We start from the raw sequence: 16310 nt of genomic DNA on the forward strand, positions 1-16310 counted from the left end.
CTTCCGGAGAACCTTCATGCGCCTCGTCTTCGCCGGCACACCCGCTGCTGCCGTGCCCACCCTGAAACGATTGGCGACGCTGCACGACGTCGTCGCGGTCGTGACCCGTCCCGATGCGCCACTCGGCCGCAAGCGCGTCCTGACGCCTTCGCCGGTCGCGCAGGCCGCCGAAGAGCTGGGGCTGCCCGTGATCCGTGCGGCGCGCCTCGACGAGGACGCCACGGGGAAGATCACCGCGCTGCGGCCGGAACTCGGGGTGGTCGTCGCGTACGGCGGCCTCGTGCGCGAACCGCTGCTCTCCGCTCCGGATGCCGGTTGGATCAACCTGCACTTCTCGCTGCTGCCCGCGTGGCGCGGAGCCGCCCCGGTGCAGCGCGCGCTGATCGCGGGGGATCAGGAGCTCGGAGCGAGCGTGTTCCAGCTCGTCCCGGAACTGGACGCCGGCGATGTCTTCGCCATGCGCACCATCGACATCGCGCCGACCGCCACCGCGGATCAGGCGCTGAAGACCCTGGCGCAGGACGGTGCCGACCTGACGGCCGAGGTCGTCGCAGGCATCGCGGACGGCAGCGCCCGCAGCGTTCCCCAGCAGGGAGAGCCGACGCTCGCCCCCAAGCTGACGCTCGCCGACGGCCTGCTCGACTGGTCGCAGTCTCTCGACCAGGTGTTCGCTCGTTTCCGCGGCGTCACTCCTGAACCCGGTGCACACACCACAGTCGCCGGGCAGCGCCTCAAGATCCTCGAAGCGGCGCCGGCGCATGACGCCGACCCCCTCGAGCCCGGTCAGATCGTCGCCGGGAGATCAGAACTGCTCGTCGGCACGGCATCCGCTCCGCTCGCCGTCACGCGCGTCCAGCCGGCGGGCAAGGGAGCGATGAACGCCGTCGACTGGTGGCGGGGCCAGCGTGACACGGAAGGGCTGCGTGCCGGATCATGAGCCACTCGGATCACGGACGACCGCCGCGTCGGAATCCGGCGCGATCAGGCGGGGGCGCCCGCCCCACGCACGACGCAGAGCGCGCGGCACGGCGCGGTCCTGACCGCTCGGTGCAGCCGGCTCGTCGTGTCGCCTACGACGTGCTGCGCGCCGTGTCGGACTCCGACGCCTACGCCAACCTGCTGCTGCCGACGGCCATCGCCGAGGCGGGGCTCACCCCGCAGGACGCGGCCCTCGCCACCGAGCTGACCTACGGCACGCTCCGTCGCAGGGGCCTCTACGACGCCATCATCGCCACGGCGGCCGACCGCGCGACGGACGGCATCGATCCGGCCGTCCTGGACGCGCTCCGCCTCGCCGTGCACCAGTTGCTCGCGACCCGGGTGGCCTCTCACGCGGCGGTGAACGAGTCGGTGAACCTGGTCGCGATCGCCGCCGGTCGCGGCGCATCGAGCTTCACCAACGCGGTGCTGCGCCGTATCGCGCGGGAGACGCCCGGCCAATGGCAGGAGCGGATCGAGCAGGATGCACGCTCCGACGACGAGCGGCTCGCACTTCGGTCGGCCCATCCGGTCTGGATCATCCGGGCCCTGCGGCGCGCTCTCGCGGCGGAGGGTCGTGCGGACGAGCTCGAGGCCCTGCTCGAGGCCGACAACGCCTCACCCGAGGTGACGCTCGTCGCGCTGCCGGGCCTCGCGGAGCCGGCCGAGCCCCGCCGCCCCTACGCCGCCACAGCGTTCGGATCACCGGGCGGCGATCCGCGTCGCTCCGTCGAGGCGTCCGGCGGCACGGTCCGCGTGCAGGACGAGGGCTCGCAGCTCGTCGCACTCGCTCTGGCGGGGGCCACGCCGATCCGCGCGGGGGAGCGGTGGCTCGACCTGTGTGCTGGCCCCGGCGGCAAGACCGCGCTCCTCGCCGCGATCGCACGCCGGCATGACGTCGTGCTCGAGGCCAACGAGGTCGTCCCGACGCGGGCGCGGCTGGTGCGGAACGCTCTGCGCGCCGTGCCCGGTGACGTCGTCGTCCACGAGCAGGACGGTCGCGTGCTGGCGGCGCAGCGGGCAGGGGAGTTCGATCGGATCCTGGTCGATGCCCCGTGCACGGGGCTCGGGGCTCTCCGTCGGCGTCCGGAGGCGCGGTGGCGGAAGTCCCCGGCCGACGTTGCCGACCTGGTGCCGCTGCAGGTGGATCTGCTCACCGCCGCGCTGGACGCCCTCGCACCCGGCGGGATCGTGGCGTACGTCACGTGCTCTCCGCACCTCGCCGAGACCGTCGGCGTCGTGCAGGAGGTGCTGCGCGACCGGACCGACATCAGCGAGCTCGACGCGCGCGCGGTGATCGCCGGCCTCGCCGAGTCGCCGATCGATCTCGCCGTCGACGGGCGGCAGACGAACGGGAGCGCGCAGCTCTGGCCGCACCGTCATGGCACCGACGCCATGTTCCTCGCGCTGCTCCGGCGCGCGGACTCGCCGAACACGACAGCGAAGGAAGACTAGGACCGTGGAACTCCCCAGCGCCCCGCGCATCAACCCCAGCATCCTGGCCGCCGATTTCGTCAACATGCAGGCCGATCTCGCCAAGATCGCGACGGCCGACTTCGCGCATGTCGACGTGATGGACAACCACTTCGTGCCCAACCTCACGTTCGGCCCGCAGATGGTCGAGCGCATTCAGGCGACGAGTCCCATCCCGCTGGACGTGCACCTGATGATCACCGACCCCGATCAGTGGGCACCCGGCTATGCGGAGCTCGGCGCGGCGAGCGTCACCTTCCACCTCGAGGCGGCGGCCGATCCGATCTCCCTCGCGCGCAGGCTCCGTGACATCGGAGCCCGGGCCGGGATCGCGATCAAGCCCGACACCCCCGCCGACGGTCTCTATTCCGTCCTCGAGGAGTTCGATCAGATCCTCGTCATGACCGTGGAGCCGGGCTTCGGCGGGCAGGGCTTCATGCCCGAGACCATGCCGAAGCTACGCGCCCTGGCCGATGAGGCGCGTCGCCGCGGCTCGCAGGTGTGGTTGCAGGTCGACGGCGGCATCTCGGACAGCACGATCGAGATGGCCGCAGCGGCCGGCGCCGACACCTTCGTCGCCGGATCCGCGGTCTTCGGTGCAGACGACATCGAGGCGGCCGTCACCCGGCTCAGGGACCGCGCGCGAGCCGGTAGCCTGGACGGGTGAAGACTTTCGACGAGCTGTTCGCCGAGCTCAGCGCCAAGGCCGAGACCCGACCCGAGGGCTCCGGAACCGTCGCGGAGCTCGACGCCGGCGTGCACACGATCGGAAAGAAGATCGTCGAAGAGGCCGCGGAGGTGTGGATGGCGTCGGAGTACGAATCCGACGACGAAGCCGCCGAAGAGATCTCCCAGCTGCTGTACCACCTGCAGGTCATGATGATCGCGAAAGGTCTCAGCCTGCAGGACGTCTACCGACATCTGTGATGCGCTCCGTTCCGATCCCCTCGAACTGAAAGCCATCCATGCTGCGCATCGCTGTTCCCAACAAGGGCTCGCTCTCCGAGACCGCCGCCGACATGCTTGCGGAGGCCGGCTACGCCGGTCGCCGTGACCCGAAGACCCTGCACGTCGTCGACGCCGAGAACGACGTCGAATTCTTCTTCCTCCGTCCGAAGGACATCGCGACCTACGTGGGGTCCGGTGCCATCGACGTCGGCATCACGGGTCGGGACCTGCTCCTCGACGCCCGGATGCCGGGAGCGCGCGAGATCGAGGCGCTCGGCTTCGCCGGTTCCACGTTCCGCTTCGCCGCACCCTCCGGCCGGTACACCGACGTGTCCCAGCTCGACGGTCTGCGCATCGCGACCTCGTACCCGGGCCTCGTCGACGCCTTCCTCGACGAGCGCGGCATCGCGGTGGACCTCGTTCCGCTCGACGGCGCGGTGGAGTCCGCCGTGCGCCTGGGCGTGGCGGATGCCGTCGCCGACGTGGTCGAGACCGGCACCACGCTCCGTCAGGCGGGTCTCGACGTGTTCGGCCCCGTGATCCTCGAGTCCGAGGCCGTGCTCATAGCCGGTCCCGCGGATGCCGACGGGTCGGAGACACTGCTGCGTCGACTGCGCGGTGTCATGGTCGCCCGCCGCTTCGTCATGATCGACTACGACCTGCCGGTGGCTCTGCTCGATGACGCCGTCAAGATCGCCGGCGGTGTGGAGTCGCCGACCGTGTCGCCGCTGCGGGACCCGGAGTGGGTCGCCGTGCGGGTCATGGTCGCGCGCACCAGGGTCAATCACGTGATGGACGAGCTCTACGCGCTCGGCGCCCGCGCGATCCTCGTCACCGCCATCCACAACGCGAGACTCTGATGACTCTCGCCAGCCGCGTGATCCCGTGTCTGGACGTCGCCGACGGACGCGTCGTCAAGGGCGTCAACTTCGAGAACCTCCGCGACATGGGCGACCCGGTCGAGCTCGCGCGGCACTACGCCGCGCAGGGAGCGGATGAGATCACCTTCCTTGACGTCACTGCCACCGTCGATGCGCGGGCCACGACCTACGACGTGGTGCAGCGCACGGCCGAGCAGGTCTTCGTGCCGCTGACCGTCGGCGGGGGAGTGCGCAGCGTCGATGACGTGGCGCGGCTGCTCTCGGTCGGCGCCGACAAGGTGGGCGTGAACTCGGCGGCCATCGCGCGTCCCGACCTGGTCGGCGAGATCGCCGACCGCTTCGGCGCGCAGGTGCTGGTGCTCTCCCTCGATGTGAAGCGCGCCGACATCACCCCCTCTGGATTCGTCGTCACCACCCACGGCGGCCGCACCCTCACGACGCTCGACGCGGTCGCATGGGCGCGGGAGGCCGTCGAACGCGGTGCCGGCGAACTCCTCGTGAACTCGATCGATGCGGACGGCACACGGGATGGCTTCGACCTCGAGCTCGTGGGCCTTATGCGCGAGATCGCATCGGTACCGGTGATCGCCTCCGGCGGCGCCGGCAAGGCCGCCGATTTCGCGCCGGCGATCAAGGCTGGAGCGGATGCCGTGCTCGCGGCGAGCGTGTTCCACACCGGAGCGCTCACCGTCGGAGACGTCAAGGACGCGCTGCGCGCGGAAGGAGTGCTGGTCCGGTGACTTCGATCGAGGAACGCATCGCACAGGTCGCCTTCAACGATGACGGCCTCGCGCCGGCGATTGTTCAGCAGTGGGACACCCAGGAGGTGCTGATGCTCGCCTGGGTCGACGCCGAGGCACTGCGCCGCACCCTGACGACAGGGCGCGCGACCTACTGGTCACGATCCCGACAGATCTACTGGCGGAAGGGCGACACGTCCGGCAACATCCAGGTCGTGCACGAGGCGCGCCTCGACTGCGACGGAGACGCCATCCTTCTCAAGGTGGCGCAGACCGGACCCGCCTGCCACACCGGCACGCACACATGCTTCGACACGCACGACCTCGAGGCTGCCGTGGGAGCGGGAGAGCAGTGAGCCTCGCGCAGCGCGGTCGTTCCCTCTCGGTCTCGGGCTTCCTGCTCGCCGGTGCCATCGGCATCATCTCGTCGACCCAGACGTGGCTGACGGTGGAAAGAGCGGATGCCGGTGCGGCGATCCTCGTCCCCGGCGCGTCTGCCCTCGTCCTGCTCGCGCCACTGAGCCTCGCGGTGCTGGCCCTCGGCGCCGCCCTCTCGATCGCCGCACCGATCGTCCGCGTGGTGTTCGCGGTGCTGGCCGGCGCGGCCTCCGTTCTGCTGGGTTGGTCGACCGTTCAGATGCTCGCATCGCCCATCGGTTCCGTGGGTCCGGCCGTGGCCGAGGCGACAGGGCTCGCGGGCGAAGCAGCGCTCCAGGACATGGTGCAGGAGGTGGTCCCCACAGCCTGGCCGATCATCGCCCTGATCGGCTGGGTCATCCTGCTCGCGGCGTCCGTCTTCGTCCTGCTGACCTGGCGGGGCTGGAAGGCGGGCGGTCGGCGCTACCGTACCGACGCGGAAGCCGCGCAGCACGAAGGTCCCGTGGACGCGGTCGATTCCTGGGACGAGCTGTCCCGCGGAACCGACCCCACGCGGTGACCCCGATAGACTGAACCAGCCCCGCACGTCGTCCCCCGGAGGAGAACATGACCAACCCGATCGCCGACCCCGGCCACGGACACTCGCCTGCGGCCTGGACCGCTGTCGTGATCATGCTCGTCGGCTTCACCGCCGGCACCGTCGCGTTCTGCTTCGAGGCGCCGACCCTTGTCTGGATATCCTCCGCGCTCATCCCGATCGGCGCGCTCGTGGGCTGGGCGCTGTCGAAGGCCGGCTACGGCGTGAAGGGCCCCAAGTACTCGCCGAAGGCCCACTAGTGGTTCTCGCCGACCTGACGGCCGGCGCTGTCTCAGACGCCGAGCGTCGCTCTCTGGACCGGCCGCTCGCGGTCGTGGAACGAGAAGCCCTCGCGCGTCCCGCCGCGAAGAATGCGCTGTCGTTCCTCGCGCCGGCCGACCAGGTGAAGATCATCGCCGAGGTGAAGCGCGCCAGCCCGTCGCGCGGCGCTCTCGCCGACATCCCCGACCCCGCACTGCAGGCCTCGCTGTACGAGACAGGCGGAGCCTCCGCGATCAGCGTGCTGACCGAGGAACGCCGGTTCGGCGGCAGTCTCGCCGACCTCGAGGCCGTGACCGCACGCGTGTCGCTGCCCGTGCTGCGCAAGGATTTCATCGCCACCCGCTACCAGGTGCTCGAAGCCCGTGCGGCCGGAGCCGATCTCGTGCTCCTGATCGTCGCGGGGATCGAGCCAGCGGTTCTGCAGGATCTCTTCGGCTTCATCGGCGAGCTCGGCATGACCCCGCTCGTGGAGACCCATTCCGACGATGAGCTGGAGGCGGCGATCGACCTCGGCGCCCCGCTGATCGGTGTCAACGCCCGCGACCTGAAGACCCTCGAGCTCGACCGCGACTTGTTCGGCCGGCTCGTCGAGCGCATCCCCGACACGGCCGTGAAGATCGCCGAGTCGGCTGTCCTCACGCCGGCGGACGTCGTGCACTACCGCTCCGCCGGTGCCGATGTCGTCCTGATCGGCGAGGCGCTGGTCACCGGCGATCCCGTCGCCACCCTGAAGAGCTTCCTGGAGGCATCGTGCGACGTACTGAGCGAGCGGAGCGAGACGAAGTGAGCCTGCGTGACCAGCACGGTCCCTACTTCGGCGACTTCGGCGGGCGCTACATGCCCGAGTCGCTGATCGCCGCGATCGACGAGCTGACGGTGGCGTACGAGGCGGCTGTGGCGGATCCGGAGTTCCGCGCCGAGCTCGCCCACTTGCTGAGCACCTACGCCGGGCGCCCCTCTGCGATCACCGAGGTGAAGCGGTTCGCCGAGCACGCCGGGGGAGCCCGGGTGTTCCTCAAGCGCGAGGACCTGAACCACACCGGCTCGCACAAGATCAACAACGTCCTCGGTCAGGCCTTGCTCACCAAGCGGCTGGGCAAGACCCGTGTCATCGCCGAGACCGGCGCCGGTCAGCACGGTGTGGCCACAGCGACCGCCGCCGCTCTGTTCGGTCTGGAATGCACGATCTACATGGGCGAGGTCGACACCGAGCGTCAGGCGCTCAACGTCGCCCGCATGCGCCTGCTCGGCGCCGAGGTCGTGGCCGTGACGTCCGGGTCGCGCACGCTCAAGGACGCGATCAACGACGCCTACCGCGACTGGGTGGCATCCGTCGAGACGACCAACTACATCTTCGGCACCGCCGCGGGGCCCCACCCGTTCCCCGCCATGGTGCGCGACTTCCAGAAGATCATCGGCGAAGAGGCCCGCGCCCAGCTGCTGGACGAGGTCGGCAGCCTTCCCGACGCCGTGTTCGCCTGCGTCGGCGGCGGCTCGAACGCGATCGGCATGTTCGACGCGTTCCTCGACGACGAAGGCGTGAAGCTGTACGGCGTCGAGGCGGCGGGCGACGGCGTCGACACCGCCCGCCATGCGGCGTCCATCGAGCGCGGTCGCCCCGGCGTGTTGCACGGCTCACGCACCTACGTGCTGCAGGACGAAGACGGTCAGACCGTCGAATCGCACTCGATATCCGCCGGACTCGATTACCCGGGTGTCGGACCCGAGCACTCCTGGCTCTCCGACATCGGGCGGGCCGAATACATCCCGGCCACCGACGACGAGGCCATGCAGGCGCTCCGTCTGCTGAGCCGCACCGAGGGCATCATTCCGGCGATCGAGTCGGCGCACGCCCTTGCCGGTGCGTTGCGTGTCGGTCGCGATCTCGGGCCGGATGCCATCATCGCCATCTGCCTCTCCGGCCGCGGCGACAAGGACATGGACACCGCCGCGCGATACTTCGAGCTGTACGACCGCGAGGCTCTGGAACACGACGTCGCCGACGAGAGTCCCACGGAGGAGCTCGTCTCGAAGGGGGAGCCGCAGCTGTGAGCCGTGTGGAAGACGCGATCGCCCGCGCGCACGACGCCGGACGCAGCGCGTTCGTCGGATACCTGCCCATCGGTTTCCCCGACCTCGAGACGAGCATCCAGGCTGCCATCGCCCTCGCCGAGAACGGCGTCGACATCATCGAGCTCGGTCCGCCGTACAGCGATCCGGTGATGGACGGCGCCGTCATCCAGGAGGCGACGACCGCCGCTCTGTCCGCCGGCTTCAAGACGGCCGACCTGTTCACGGCCGTGCGCACGATCACCGCCGCGACCGACGTCCCCGTGCTGGTCATGACGTACTGGAACCCGGTGATGCAGTACGGCGTGGACCGTTATGCCGACGACCTGCTCGCCGCCGGCGGCGCCGGTCTCATCACGCCGGACATCACTCCCGACGTGGCCGGCGAGTGGATCGCGGCGAGCGAGCGCACCGGCCTCGACCGGGTGTTCCTCGCGGCCCCGACGTCGACGGACGAGCGTCTCGCTCTCGTCGTGAAGTCCTCGACCGGCTTCGTCTACACGGTGTCGACCATGGGCATCACGGGGGAGCGCACCGAGCTCGATCGCGCAGCTCGTACTCTCGTCGCCCGCCTCCGCGAGCACGGCGCCGTGCGCGCCTGCGTCGGAATCGGCATCTCCACCGCCGACCAGATCGCCGGTGTCTCGGAGTACGCCGACGGCGCCATCGTCGGTACCGCCCTCGTCCGCGCGCTGCGCGACGGCGGCATCCCGGCACTCGTCGAAGTCACCCGAAACCTGGCCTCCGGCACCTCGTCGGCACGCCCCGATCACGAGAACTAGAATCGCACTCATGCCTCTCGCGCTTCACAGCACCATCAACGGCGTGCTCACCAGCATCCCGAGCCCTCCCGTGTCGTACATCGACCTGGGGCCCGTCCGGATCCACTTCTACGCGCTGTGCATCATCGCCGGCATCATCGTCGCCGCGTTGCTCACGAACCACCGTCTGACCAAGCGCGGTGCGGAGCCGTGGGTCGTGATCGACATCTCGATCCTCGCCGTGCCGCTCGCGATCATCGGTGCGCGAATCTTCCACGTGCTGACCCACCCGAACTTCTACTTCGGCGAGGGCAAGAACACCTGGAACCCGTTCGAACCCGGCTCGGTCTGGGCGATCTGGGAGGGCGGCATCGCCATCTTCGGTGCGCTCATCGGCGGTGCTGTCGGCGCGTACCTCGGATGCCGCTGGACGGGCATCCGCTTCTGGACGTTCGCCGACGCGCTCGCGCCCGGCCTCCTGCTGGCGCAGGCCATGGGCCGCTTCGGCAACTGGTTCAACAAGGAGCTGTACGGCCTCCCCACCGACCTGCCCTGGGGGCTGGAGATCCCGTCCGACAACTCTGCCTTCCCGCCCGGGCTGCCCGAGGGCACGCTGTTCCACCCCACGTTCCTCTACGAGGTTCTCTGGAACGGCCTCGGCGTGATCGTGCTGCTGTGGCTCGGCCGCAAGCTCTTCTTCCAGTGGGGTCGCCTGTTCGCGATCTACCTCATCTGGTACAGCGCAGGGCGCGTCGTCTGGGAGTCGATCCGCATCGATCCGAGCGAGATCATCCTCGGACTCCGCAGCAACGTCTGGGCCGCCATCATCGGCATCGTGGTCGGCATCGCGATCCTCATCGTGCAGACGCGCCGCCACCCCGGGCTCGAGCCCTCGCCCTATCAGCCGGGCCGCGGCCGGAGCGACGAAGGCGCTGATGTAGAATCGCAGGACAATCCCCCCGATTTCGTGGACGTGAGTGAGCCTCCGGCCGAAGAAGTCACCGCAGGAGCCAGCGCCACAAGCATCGCTCCCGCGGACGCGGAAGGCACCCGGTAGCCTCCCGTCCGCGAGGACCCACCGCATTCACCCGGCCAATGACGTCCCCGGGTCATCTCTGAAGATCTGAGGACGGTACCGCATGGCATCGAGCGACCTCCGCGCACCGGTCGGGTTGAACCTCCCGGCCAAGCAGGGCATGTACAACCCGGCGTTCGAGAAGGACGCCTGCGGCCTCGCCATGGTGGCGACGCTGCGTGGCACGGCAGGACACGACATCATCGCGCTCGCCCTGCAAGCGCTGCGCAACCTCGAGCACCGCGGTGCGATCGGGTCGGATGCCGGAACCGGTGATGGCGCGGGCATCCTCACGCAGATGCCCGACGAGTTCCTGCGCGCGGTCGTGGACTTCGAGCTGCCACCGGTGGGGGAGTACGCCGTCGGGCTCGCCTTCCTGCCGCGGGATTCGAGCGTCCGCCGCGAGCAGAAGGCCGGCATCGAGAAGATCGCCCGCGCCGAAGGCCTGCGAGTCCTCGGGTGGCGCGTGGTCCCGACGGCCAACGAGAACCTCGGCAGGCTCGCCGACGAGGCGCGTCCGGCCTTCGAGCAGCTCTTCGTGAGCGCAGGAGGCGCGACCCACGCGCAGGCTCCGCTCACCGGGATCGCGCTGGACCGTGTCGCCTACCGGCTGCGCAAGCGCGCAGGTCACGAGCTCGGCGCCTACTTCGTCTCGCTGTCCAGCCGCACCCTCGGGTACAAGGGCATGGTCACGACCCTCCAGCTCGAGCCGTTCTACCCCGACCTGCAGGACGAGCGCTTCGCGTCGGAGCTCGCCGTCGTCCACTCCCGCTACTCGACCAACACGTTCCCGTCGTGGCCCTTGGCGCAGCCGCTGCGGATGCTCGCCCACAACGGCGAGATCAACACCGTGGGCGGAAACCGCAACTGGATGCGCGCGCGCCAGTCGCAGCTCGAGTCCGAGCTGCTCGGCGACGTCGCGCCGCTCCTCCCGATCTGCACCGACGGCGCCAGCGACTCCGCCTCGTTCGACGAGGTGCTCGAGCTCCTGAGCCTCACCGGTCGCAGCCTCCCGCACGCGATCATGATGATGGTGCCGGAAGCGTACGAGAAGCAGGCCGACATCACGCCGGAGCTGCGCTCGTTCTACGAGTACCATTCGAACCAGATGGAGCCGTGGGACGGACCCGCCGCGCTCATCTTCACCGACGGCACCCTCGTCGGCGCGACCCTCGACCGGAACGGCCTCCGCCCCGGCCGCTGGACCGAGACCACCGACGGACTCGTGGTCATCGGCTCGGAGACCGGCGTCCTCACGTTCGAGCCCGAGCGCATCAAGCGCCGCGGCCGCCTGCAGCCGGGCAAGATGTTCCTCGTCGACACGGCCCAACGGCGCATCGTCGAGGACGAGGAGATCAAGCGCGACCTGTCCACGATGCACCCGTGGCAGGAATGGCTGGATGCCGGAGCGGTACGTCTCGCCGACCTCCCGGAGCGCGAGCACATCGTGCATCCGCCGGCGTCGATCACGCGCCGTCAGCGGACGTTCGGATACACCGAGGAAGAGATCCGCATCCTGCTGACCCCGATGGGGCAGAACGGCGTCGAGCCCCTCGGAGCGATGGGATCCGACACCCCGATCGCGGTGCTCAGCAAGCGACCGCGCCTGCTGTTCGACTACTTCACCCAGCAGTTCGCGCAGGTGACGAACCCGCCGCTGGACTCGATCCGCGAAGAGGTCGTCACGAGCCTCAAGCTCGGTCTCGGACCGGAGAGCAACCTGCTGTCGTGGGGTCCCGAGCACACGCGCACGGTGTCGCTCGACTTCCCGGTCATCGACAACGACGAGCTCGCGAAGATCCGCCATATCGACAAGGCCCTTCCCGACCGGTCGAGCGTCACCATCCGTGGCCTGTACCACTTCGATTCGGGTCCCGAGTCTCTCGCCGACCGGCTCACCGAGATGTGCGCCGAAGTCGACGAGGCGATCGAGAACGGCGCGGAGTTCATCATCCTGTCCGACCGCGACTCGAACAAGGATCTGACTCCGATCCCGTCGCTGCTCATGGTCTCGGCGATTCATCACCACCTGATCCGCCGAGAGAACCGCATGAAGGTCGGTCTCATCGTCGAGGCGGGCGACGTCCGCGAGGTGCACCACGTCGCGACGTTGATCGGCTATGGGGCGTCGGCGGTCAACCCCTACCTCGCGATGGAGACGGTCGAGCACCTGGTGCGCACCGGCTACATCACCGGCATCACGCCGGAGAAGGCCGTCAAGAACCTGATCTACGCGCTCGGCAAGGGCGTGCTCAAGATCATGTCGAAGATGGGCATCTCCACCGTGTCGTCGTACGCCGGCGCGCAGGTGTTCGAGGCCGTCGGTCTCAGCCAGGCCTTCATCGACGCCTACTTCACCCGCACCGAGTCGAAGCTCGGCGGTATCGGCATCGAGGAGATCTTCGCCGAGAACCAGGCCCGCCACGACTACGCGTACCCGGAGGATGCCGCGGCGCGGGCGCATGAGCGCCTGTGGACCGGCGGCGAGTACCAGTGGCGCCGCGACGGTTCGCCGCACCTTTTCAACCCGGAGACCGTCTTCAAGCTGCAGCACGCCACCCGGACGCGTCGTTACGACATCTTCCGCGAGTACACGAAGATGGTCGACGATCAGGCGGCAGAGCTGAAGACCCTGCGCGGGCTCTTCAGCCTGCGCACCGGCACCCGCAAGCCCGTCCCGCTGGACGAGGTAGAGCCGGTGTCGGCGATCGTCAAGCGCTTCTCGACCGGTGCGATGAGCTACGGCTCCATCTCCCAGGAGGCGCACGAGACGCTCGCGATCGCGATGAACCGGATCGGCGGCAAGTCGAACACCGGCGAGGGCGGAGAGGACGCCAATCGTCTGGTCGACCCCGAGCGCCGCAGTGCCATCAAGCAGGTGGCCTCCGGCCGGTTCGGCGTCACGAGCCTCTACCTCACCGAGGCGGAGGACATCCAGATCAAGCTCGCGCAGGGTGCCAAGCCCGGCGAGGGCGGGCAGCTGCCGCCGACCAAGGTCTATCCGTGGGTGGCTCGTACGCGCCACGCGACCGCCGGCGTCGGTCTCATCTCGCCGCCCCCGCACCACGACATCTACTCGATCGAAGATCTCAAGCAGCTGATCTTCGATCTGAAGAGGGCCAACCCCGAGGCGCGGATCCACACCAAGCTCGTGAGCCAGTCCGGGATCGGTGCAGTGTCGGCCGGTGTGGCGAAGGCGCTCAGCGACGTCATCCTCGTCTCCGGACACGACGGCGGAACCGGCGCGAGCCCCCTGAACTCGCTCAAGCACGCGGGTACGCCGTGGGAGCTCGGCCTGGCCGAGACCCAGCAGACGCTGATGCTCAACGGCATGCGCGACCGCGTGGTCGTGCAGGTCGACGGTCAGCTCAAGACCGGCCGCGACGTGATCATCGGCGCGCTGCTCGGTGCCGAGGAGTTCGGCTTCGCCACGGCTCCGCTCGTGGTCAGCGGATGCATCATGATGCGCGTCTGCCACCTGGACACGTGCCCGGTGGGCGTCGCGACCCAGAACCCGGCGCTCCGCGAGCGGTTCACGGGCAAGCCGGAGTTCGTCGTCAACTTCATGGAGTTCATCGCGGAGGAGGTGCGCGAGATCCTCTCCGAGCTCGGCTACCGCTCGATCGACGAGATCGTCGGACGTGCCGACCTCATCGAGATGAACGCCGCGGTCGACCACTGGAAGGCCGACGGCCTCGACCTCAGCCCGGTGCTGGAAGGCCCGGTCTTCCCCGCAGGAGAGCCGCGTCGCAGCGGCCGTCCCCAGGACCACGAGCTCGAGAAGCACTTCGACGTGCAGCTGATCGACATCGCGAAGGGTGCGCTGCTGAACGGCGAGCCCGTAGTCGTCGAGCTTCCGATCGCGAACACCGAACGCGCCGTCGGCACGATGCTCGGCCACCAGGTCACCTCGCGGCACGGCGCGGCGGGGCTTCCCAAGGAGACCATCGACGTCACTCTGCATGGAACCGCCGGGCAGTCGCTCGGCGCCTTCCTGCCGCCGGGGATCGTGCTCCGCCTGGAGGGCGACGCCAACGACTACGTCGGCAAGGGCCTGTCCGGCGGCGACATCACGATCCGTCCGCCTCGTGGCTCGTCGATCGCGCCGCATGAGAACGTGATCGCCGGCAACGTCATCGGCTACGGGGCGACGTCGGGAACGATGTTCATCTCGGGTGTCGTGGGGGAGCGGTTCCTCGTGCGCAACTCCGGAGCTACCGCGGTCGTCGAAGGTGTGGGAGACCACGCGCTCGAGTACATGACCGGCGGGCTCGCCGTGATCCTCGGATCCACGGGCCGCAACTTCGGCGCCGGGATGTCCGGTGGCGTCGCGTACGTGCACGCTCTGGACACCGCCAAGGTGAACGCGCAGTCGTTGGGCAGCGGAGAGCTCCTCCTCGAGCCTCTCGACCGCGCCGACCTCGAGGTGCTGCGGAGCCTGCTGACCGCTCACGTCGAGCGCACCGCATCGCCCCGGGCATCCGCTCTGCTGGAGGACTTCGAGAAGTCCGCAGCGGAGTTCGTGAAGGTGCTTCCCCGAGACTTCGCCGCTGTGCGGAGCATGCGGGAGGAAGCAGTGGCCGAAGGGATCGATCCCGACGGCGACATCGTGTGGAACCGCATCCTGGAGGTGACCGGTGGCTGATCCCAAAGGCTTTCTGAAGGTGACCGAGCGGGAGCTTCCCGCACGACGTCCGGTGCCGGTGCGCATCATGGACTGGAAAGAGGTCTACGAGCGCGGCGACAAGGCCGTGCTGCAGCGCCAGGCCGGGCGCTGCATGGACTGCGGCGTGCCGTTCTGCCACTCCGGCTGCCCGCTGGGCAACCTCATCCCGGAGTGGAACGACCTGACCTGGCGCGGAGAGGGGCGCGCGGCGATCGAGCGCCTGCACGCGACCAACAACTTCCCGGAGTTCACCGGTCGCCTCTGCCCCGCGCCCTGCGAGAGCTCGTGCGTGCTCGGCATCAACCAGCCGGCCGTCACGATCAAGCAGATCGAGGTCTCGATCATCGACGAGGCCTTCGCCAAGGGGTGGGTCGAGCCCGAGCCGCCCGAGCGCCTCACCGGTAAGACGGTCGCGGTCGTCGGCTCCGGACCCGCAGGCCTCGCCGCTGCGCAGCAGCTCACCCGCGCCGGTCACACGGTCGCGGTGTTCGAGCGCGACGACCGCATCGGCGGACTGCTCCGCTACGGCATCCCGGACTTCAAGATGGAGAAGGGGCAGCTGGAGACACGTCTCCGCCAGATGCAGGAGGAGGGCACCCGCTTCCGCGCGGGCGTCGAGATCGGCCGGGACATCTCCTGGGCCGACCTGCGCGCGCGCTACGACGCGGTGGTCATCGCCACCGGCGCCACGGTGCCGCGCGACCTGGCGATCCCCGGACGCGACCTCGACGGCGTGCACTTCGCCATGGAGTACCTCGTCGAGTCGAACCACGCCGTCGCCGGCGACAAGGTCACCAATCAGATCACCGCAGAGGGCAAGCACGTCATCGTCATCGGCGGCGGTGACACCGGGGCCGACTGCATCGGCACCGCGCACCGCCAGGGCGCGCTGAGCGTGACCAACCTCGCGATCGGCAAGCAGCCCGCCTCCGAGCGTCCCGACCACCAGCCGTGGCCGATGATGCCGACCCTGTTCGAGATGGCGTCCGCGCACGAGGAAGGCGGAGAGCGGATGTTCCTCGCCTCCACCGTCGAGTTCCTGTCGAACGATGTCGGAGAGGTGCGCGCGCTCCGCGTCGCCGAGACCGAGTACATCGACGGACGACGGGTGCCCAAGAGCGGCACCGAGCGCGAGATCCCCGCCGACCTCGTGCTCATCGCGATGGGCTTCACCGGACCGGAGCAGGAGGGCTACACCGAGGAGACCCTCCCGCAGGTGACCGACCGCGGAGCGTTCCGTCGCGAAACCACCTACGAGTCGACGGTGCCCGGTGTGTTCGTCGCCGGCGACGCCGGTCGCGGACAGTCGCTCATCGTCTGGGCCATCGCGGAGGGACGCGCCGCCGCGGCCAACGTGGACCGGTTCCTGATGGGGACCACCGTGCTGCCCGAGCCCGTGCGCCCGCATGATGTCGCGATCGGACTCCAGCCCGCGTAGGCTGAGCGGCGGCACTCGCCTGATTTACCTTCCCCCACTTCAC

The 16310-nt window shown here is 69.3% G+C and carries 15 protein-coding genes; all 15 read left to right on the forward strand.

The genetic code is table 11. The features are described 5' to 3' along the window. Positions 1–16 precede the first annotated feature (16 nt). On the forward strand, positions 17–937 hold the full coding sequence (fmt, locus tag RS85_RS07510; RefSeq protein WP_046012803.1) for a methionyl-tRNA formyltransferase: 921 nt from the start codon (positions 17–19) through the stop codon (positions 935–937). Then, positions 934–2433 (forward strand): RsmB/NOP family class I SAM-dependent RNA methyltransferase, encoded by a 1500-nt coding sequence (locus RS85_RS07515; protein WP_082087532.1) that lies wholly within the window; start codon positions 934–936, stop codon positions 2431–2433. Before fmt ends, RS85_RS07515 begins: the two co-directional genes overlap by 4 nt. A 4-nt stretch (positions 2434–2437) precedes the next feature. Then, the gene (gene rpe / locus RS85_RS07520) at positions 2438–3118 is read left to right on the forward strand and encodes a ribulose-phosphate 3-epimerase (RefSeq protein ID WP_046012805.1); all 681 of its coding nucleotides are present in this window, start codon (positions 2438–2440) and stop codon (positions 3116–3118) included. Beyond that, on the forward strand, positions 3115–3378 hold the full coding sequence (locus RS85_RS07525) for a phosphoribosyl-ATP diphosphatase (RefSeq protein ID WP_046012806.1): 264 nt from the start codon (positions 3115–3117) through the stop codon (positions 3376–3378). Before rpe ends, RS85_RS07525 begins: the two co-directional genes overlap by 4 nt. Positions 3379–3416: 38 nt before the next feature. Continuing rightward, positions 3417–4259: an ATP phosphoribosyltransferase gene (gene hisG / locus RS85_RS07530; protein WP_046012807.1), complete on the forward strand. Its 843-nt coding sequence runs from the start codon at positions 3417–3419 to the stop codon at positions 4257–4259. After that, positions 4259–5020: an imidazole glycerol phosphate synthase subunit HisF gene (hisF, locus tag RS85_RS07535; RefSeq protein ID WP_046012808.1), complete on the forward strand. Its 762-nt coding sequence runs from the start codon at positions 4259–4261 to the stop codon at positions 5018–5020. The genes hisG and hisF overlap by 1 nt, the downstream gene beginning before the upstream one ends. Further along, positions 5017–5376, forward strand: coding sequence for a phosphoribosyl-AMP cyclohydrolase (hisI, locus tag RS85_RS07540; RefSeq protein WP_046012809.1), 360 nt, complete (start codon positions 5017–5019; stop codon positions 5374–5376). The genes hisF and hisI overlap by 4 nt, the downstream gene beginning before the upstream one ends. After that, a complete protein-coding gene (locus tag RS85_RS07545; RefSeq protein WP_052703475.1) occupies positions 5373–5957 on the forward strand; it encodes a Trp biosynthesis-associated membrane protein in 585 nt (194 codons plus the stop codon). Before hisI ends, RS85_RS07545 begins: the two co-directional genes overlap by 4 nt. Positions 5958–6004: 47 nt before the next feature. Continuing rightward, positions 6005–6235: a DUF6704 family protein gene (locus tag RS85_RS07550; RefSeq protein ID WP_046012811.1), complete on the forward strand. Its 231-nt coding sequence runs from the start codon at positions 6005–6007 to the stop codon at positions 6233–6235. Beyond that, on the forward strand, positions 6235–7044 hold the full coding sequence (gene trpC / locus RS85_RS07555; RefSeq protein WP_046012812.1) for an indole-3-glycerol phosphate synthase TrpC: 810 nt from the start codon (positions 6235–6237) through the stop codon (positions 7042–7044). The genes RS85_RS07550 and trpC overlap by 1 nt, the downstream gene beginning before the upstream one ends. After that, complete coding sequence (gene trpB, locus RS85_RS07560) at positions 7041–8309, forward strand: tryptophan synthase subunit beta (RefSeq protein WP_046012813.1); 1269 nt, start codon at positions 7041–7043, stop codon at positions 8307–8309. The genes trpC and trpB overlap by 4 nt, the downstream gene beginning before the upstream one ends. Beyond that, a complete protein-coding gene (gene trpA / locus RS85_RS07565) occupies positions 8306–9109 on the forward strand; it encodes a tryptophan synthase subunit alpha (RefSeq protein WP_046012814.1) in 804 nt (267 codons plus the stop codon). The genes trpB and trpA overlap by 4 nt, the downstream gene beginning before the upstream one ends. Before the next feature lie 10 nt (positions 9110–9119). After that, positions 9120–10145 (forward strand): prolipoprotein diacylglyceryl transferase, encoded by a 1026-nt coding sequence (lgt, locus tag RS85_RS07570; protein ID WP_046012815.1) that lies wholly within the window; start codon positions 9120–9122, stop codon positions 10143–10145. A gap of 82 nt (positions 10146–10227) precedes the next feature. Beyond that, positions 10228–14808: a glutamate synthase large subunit gene (gene gltB, locus RS85_RS07575; protein WP_046012816.1), complete on the forward strand. Its 4581-nt coding sequence runs from the start codon at positions 10228–10230 to the stop codon at positions 14806–14808. Then, complete coding sequence (locus RS85_RS07580) at positions 14801–16267, forward strand: glutamate synthase subunit beta (RefSeq protein ID WP_046012817.1); 1467 nt, start codon at positions 14801–14803, stop codon at positions 16265–16267. The genes gltB and RS85_RS07580 overlap by 8 nt, the downstream gene beginning before the upstream one ends. Positions 16268–16310: the final 43 nt, after the last annotated feature.

This window comes from Microbacterium sp. SA39, from assembly GCF_000967865.1.
Lineage (GTDB): Bacteria > Actinomycetota > Actinomycetes > Actinomycetales > Microbacteriaceae > Microbacterium.

What these genes read in the sequence shown, in the direction of transcription:
- fmt (WP_046012803.1), top strand. Translation starts at nt 17, where the DNA reads ATGCGCCTCGTCTTCGCCGGCACACCCGCTGCTGCCGTGCCCACCCTG.
- RS85_RS07515 (WP_082087532.1), top strand. Translation starts at nt 934, where the DNA reads ATGAGCCACTCGGATCACGGACGACCGCCGCGTCGGAATCCGGCGCGA.
- hisG (WP_046012807.1), top strand. Translation starts at nt 3,417, where the DNA reads ATGCTGCGCATCGCTGTTCCCAACAAGGGCTCGCTCTCCGAGACCGCC.
- hisF (WP_046012808.1), top strand. Translation starts at nt 4,259, where the DNA reads ATGACTCTCGCCAGCCGCGTGATCCCGTGTCTGGACGTCGCCGACGGA.
- RS85_RS07550 (WP_046012811.1), top strand. Translation starts at nt 6,005, where the DNA reads ATGACCAACCCGATCGCCGACCCCGGCCACGGACACTCGCCTGCGGCC.
- lgt (WP_046012815.1), top strand. Translation starts at nt 9,120, where the DNA reads ATGCCTCTCGCGCTTCACAGCACCATCAACGGCGTGCTCACCAGCATC.
- gltB (WP_046012816.1), top strand. Translation starts at nt 10,228, where the DNA reads ATGGCATCGAGCGACCTCCGCGCACCGGTCGGGTTGAACCTCCCGGCC.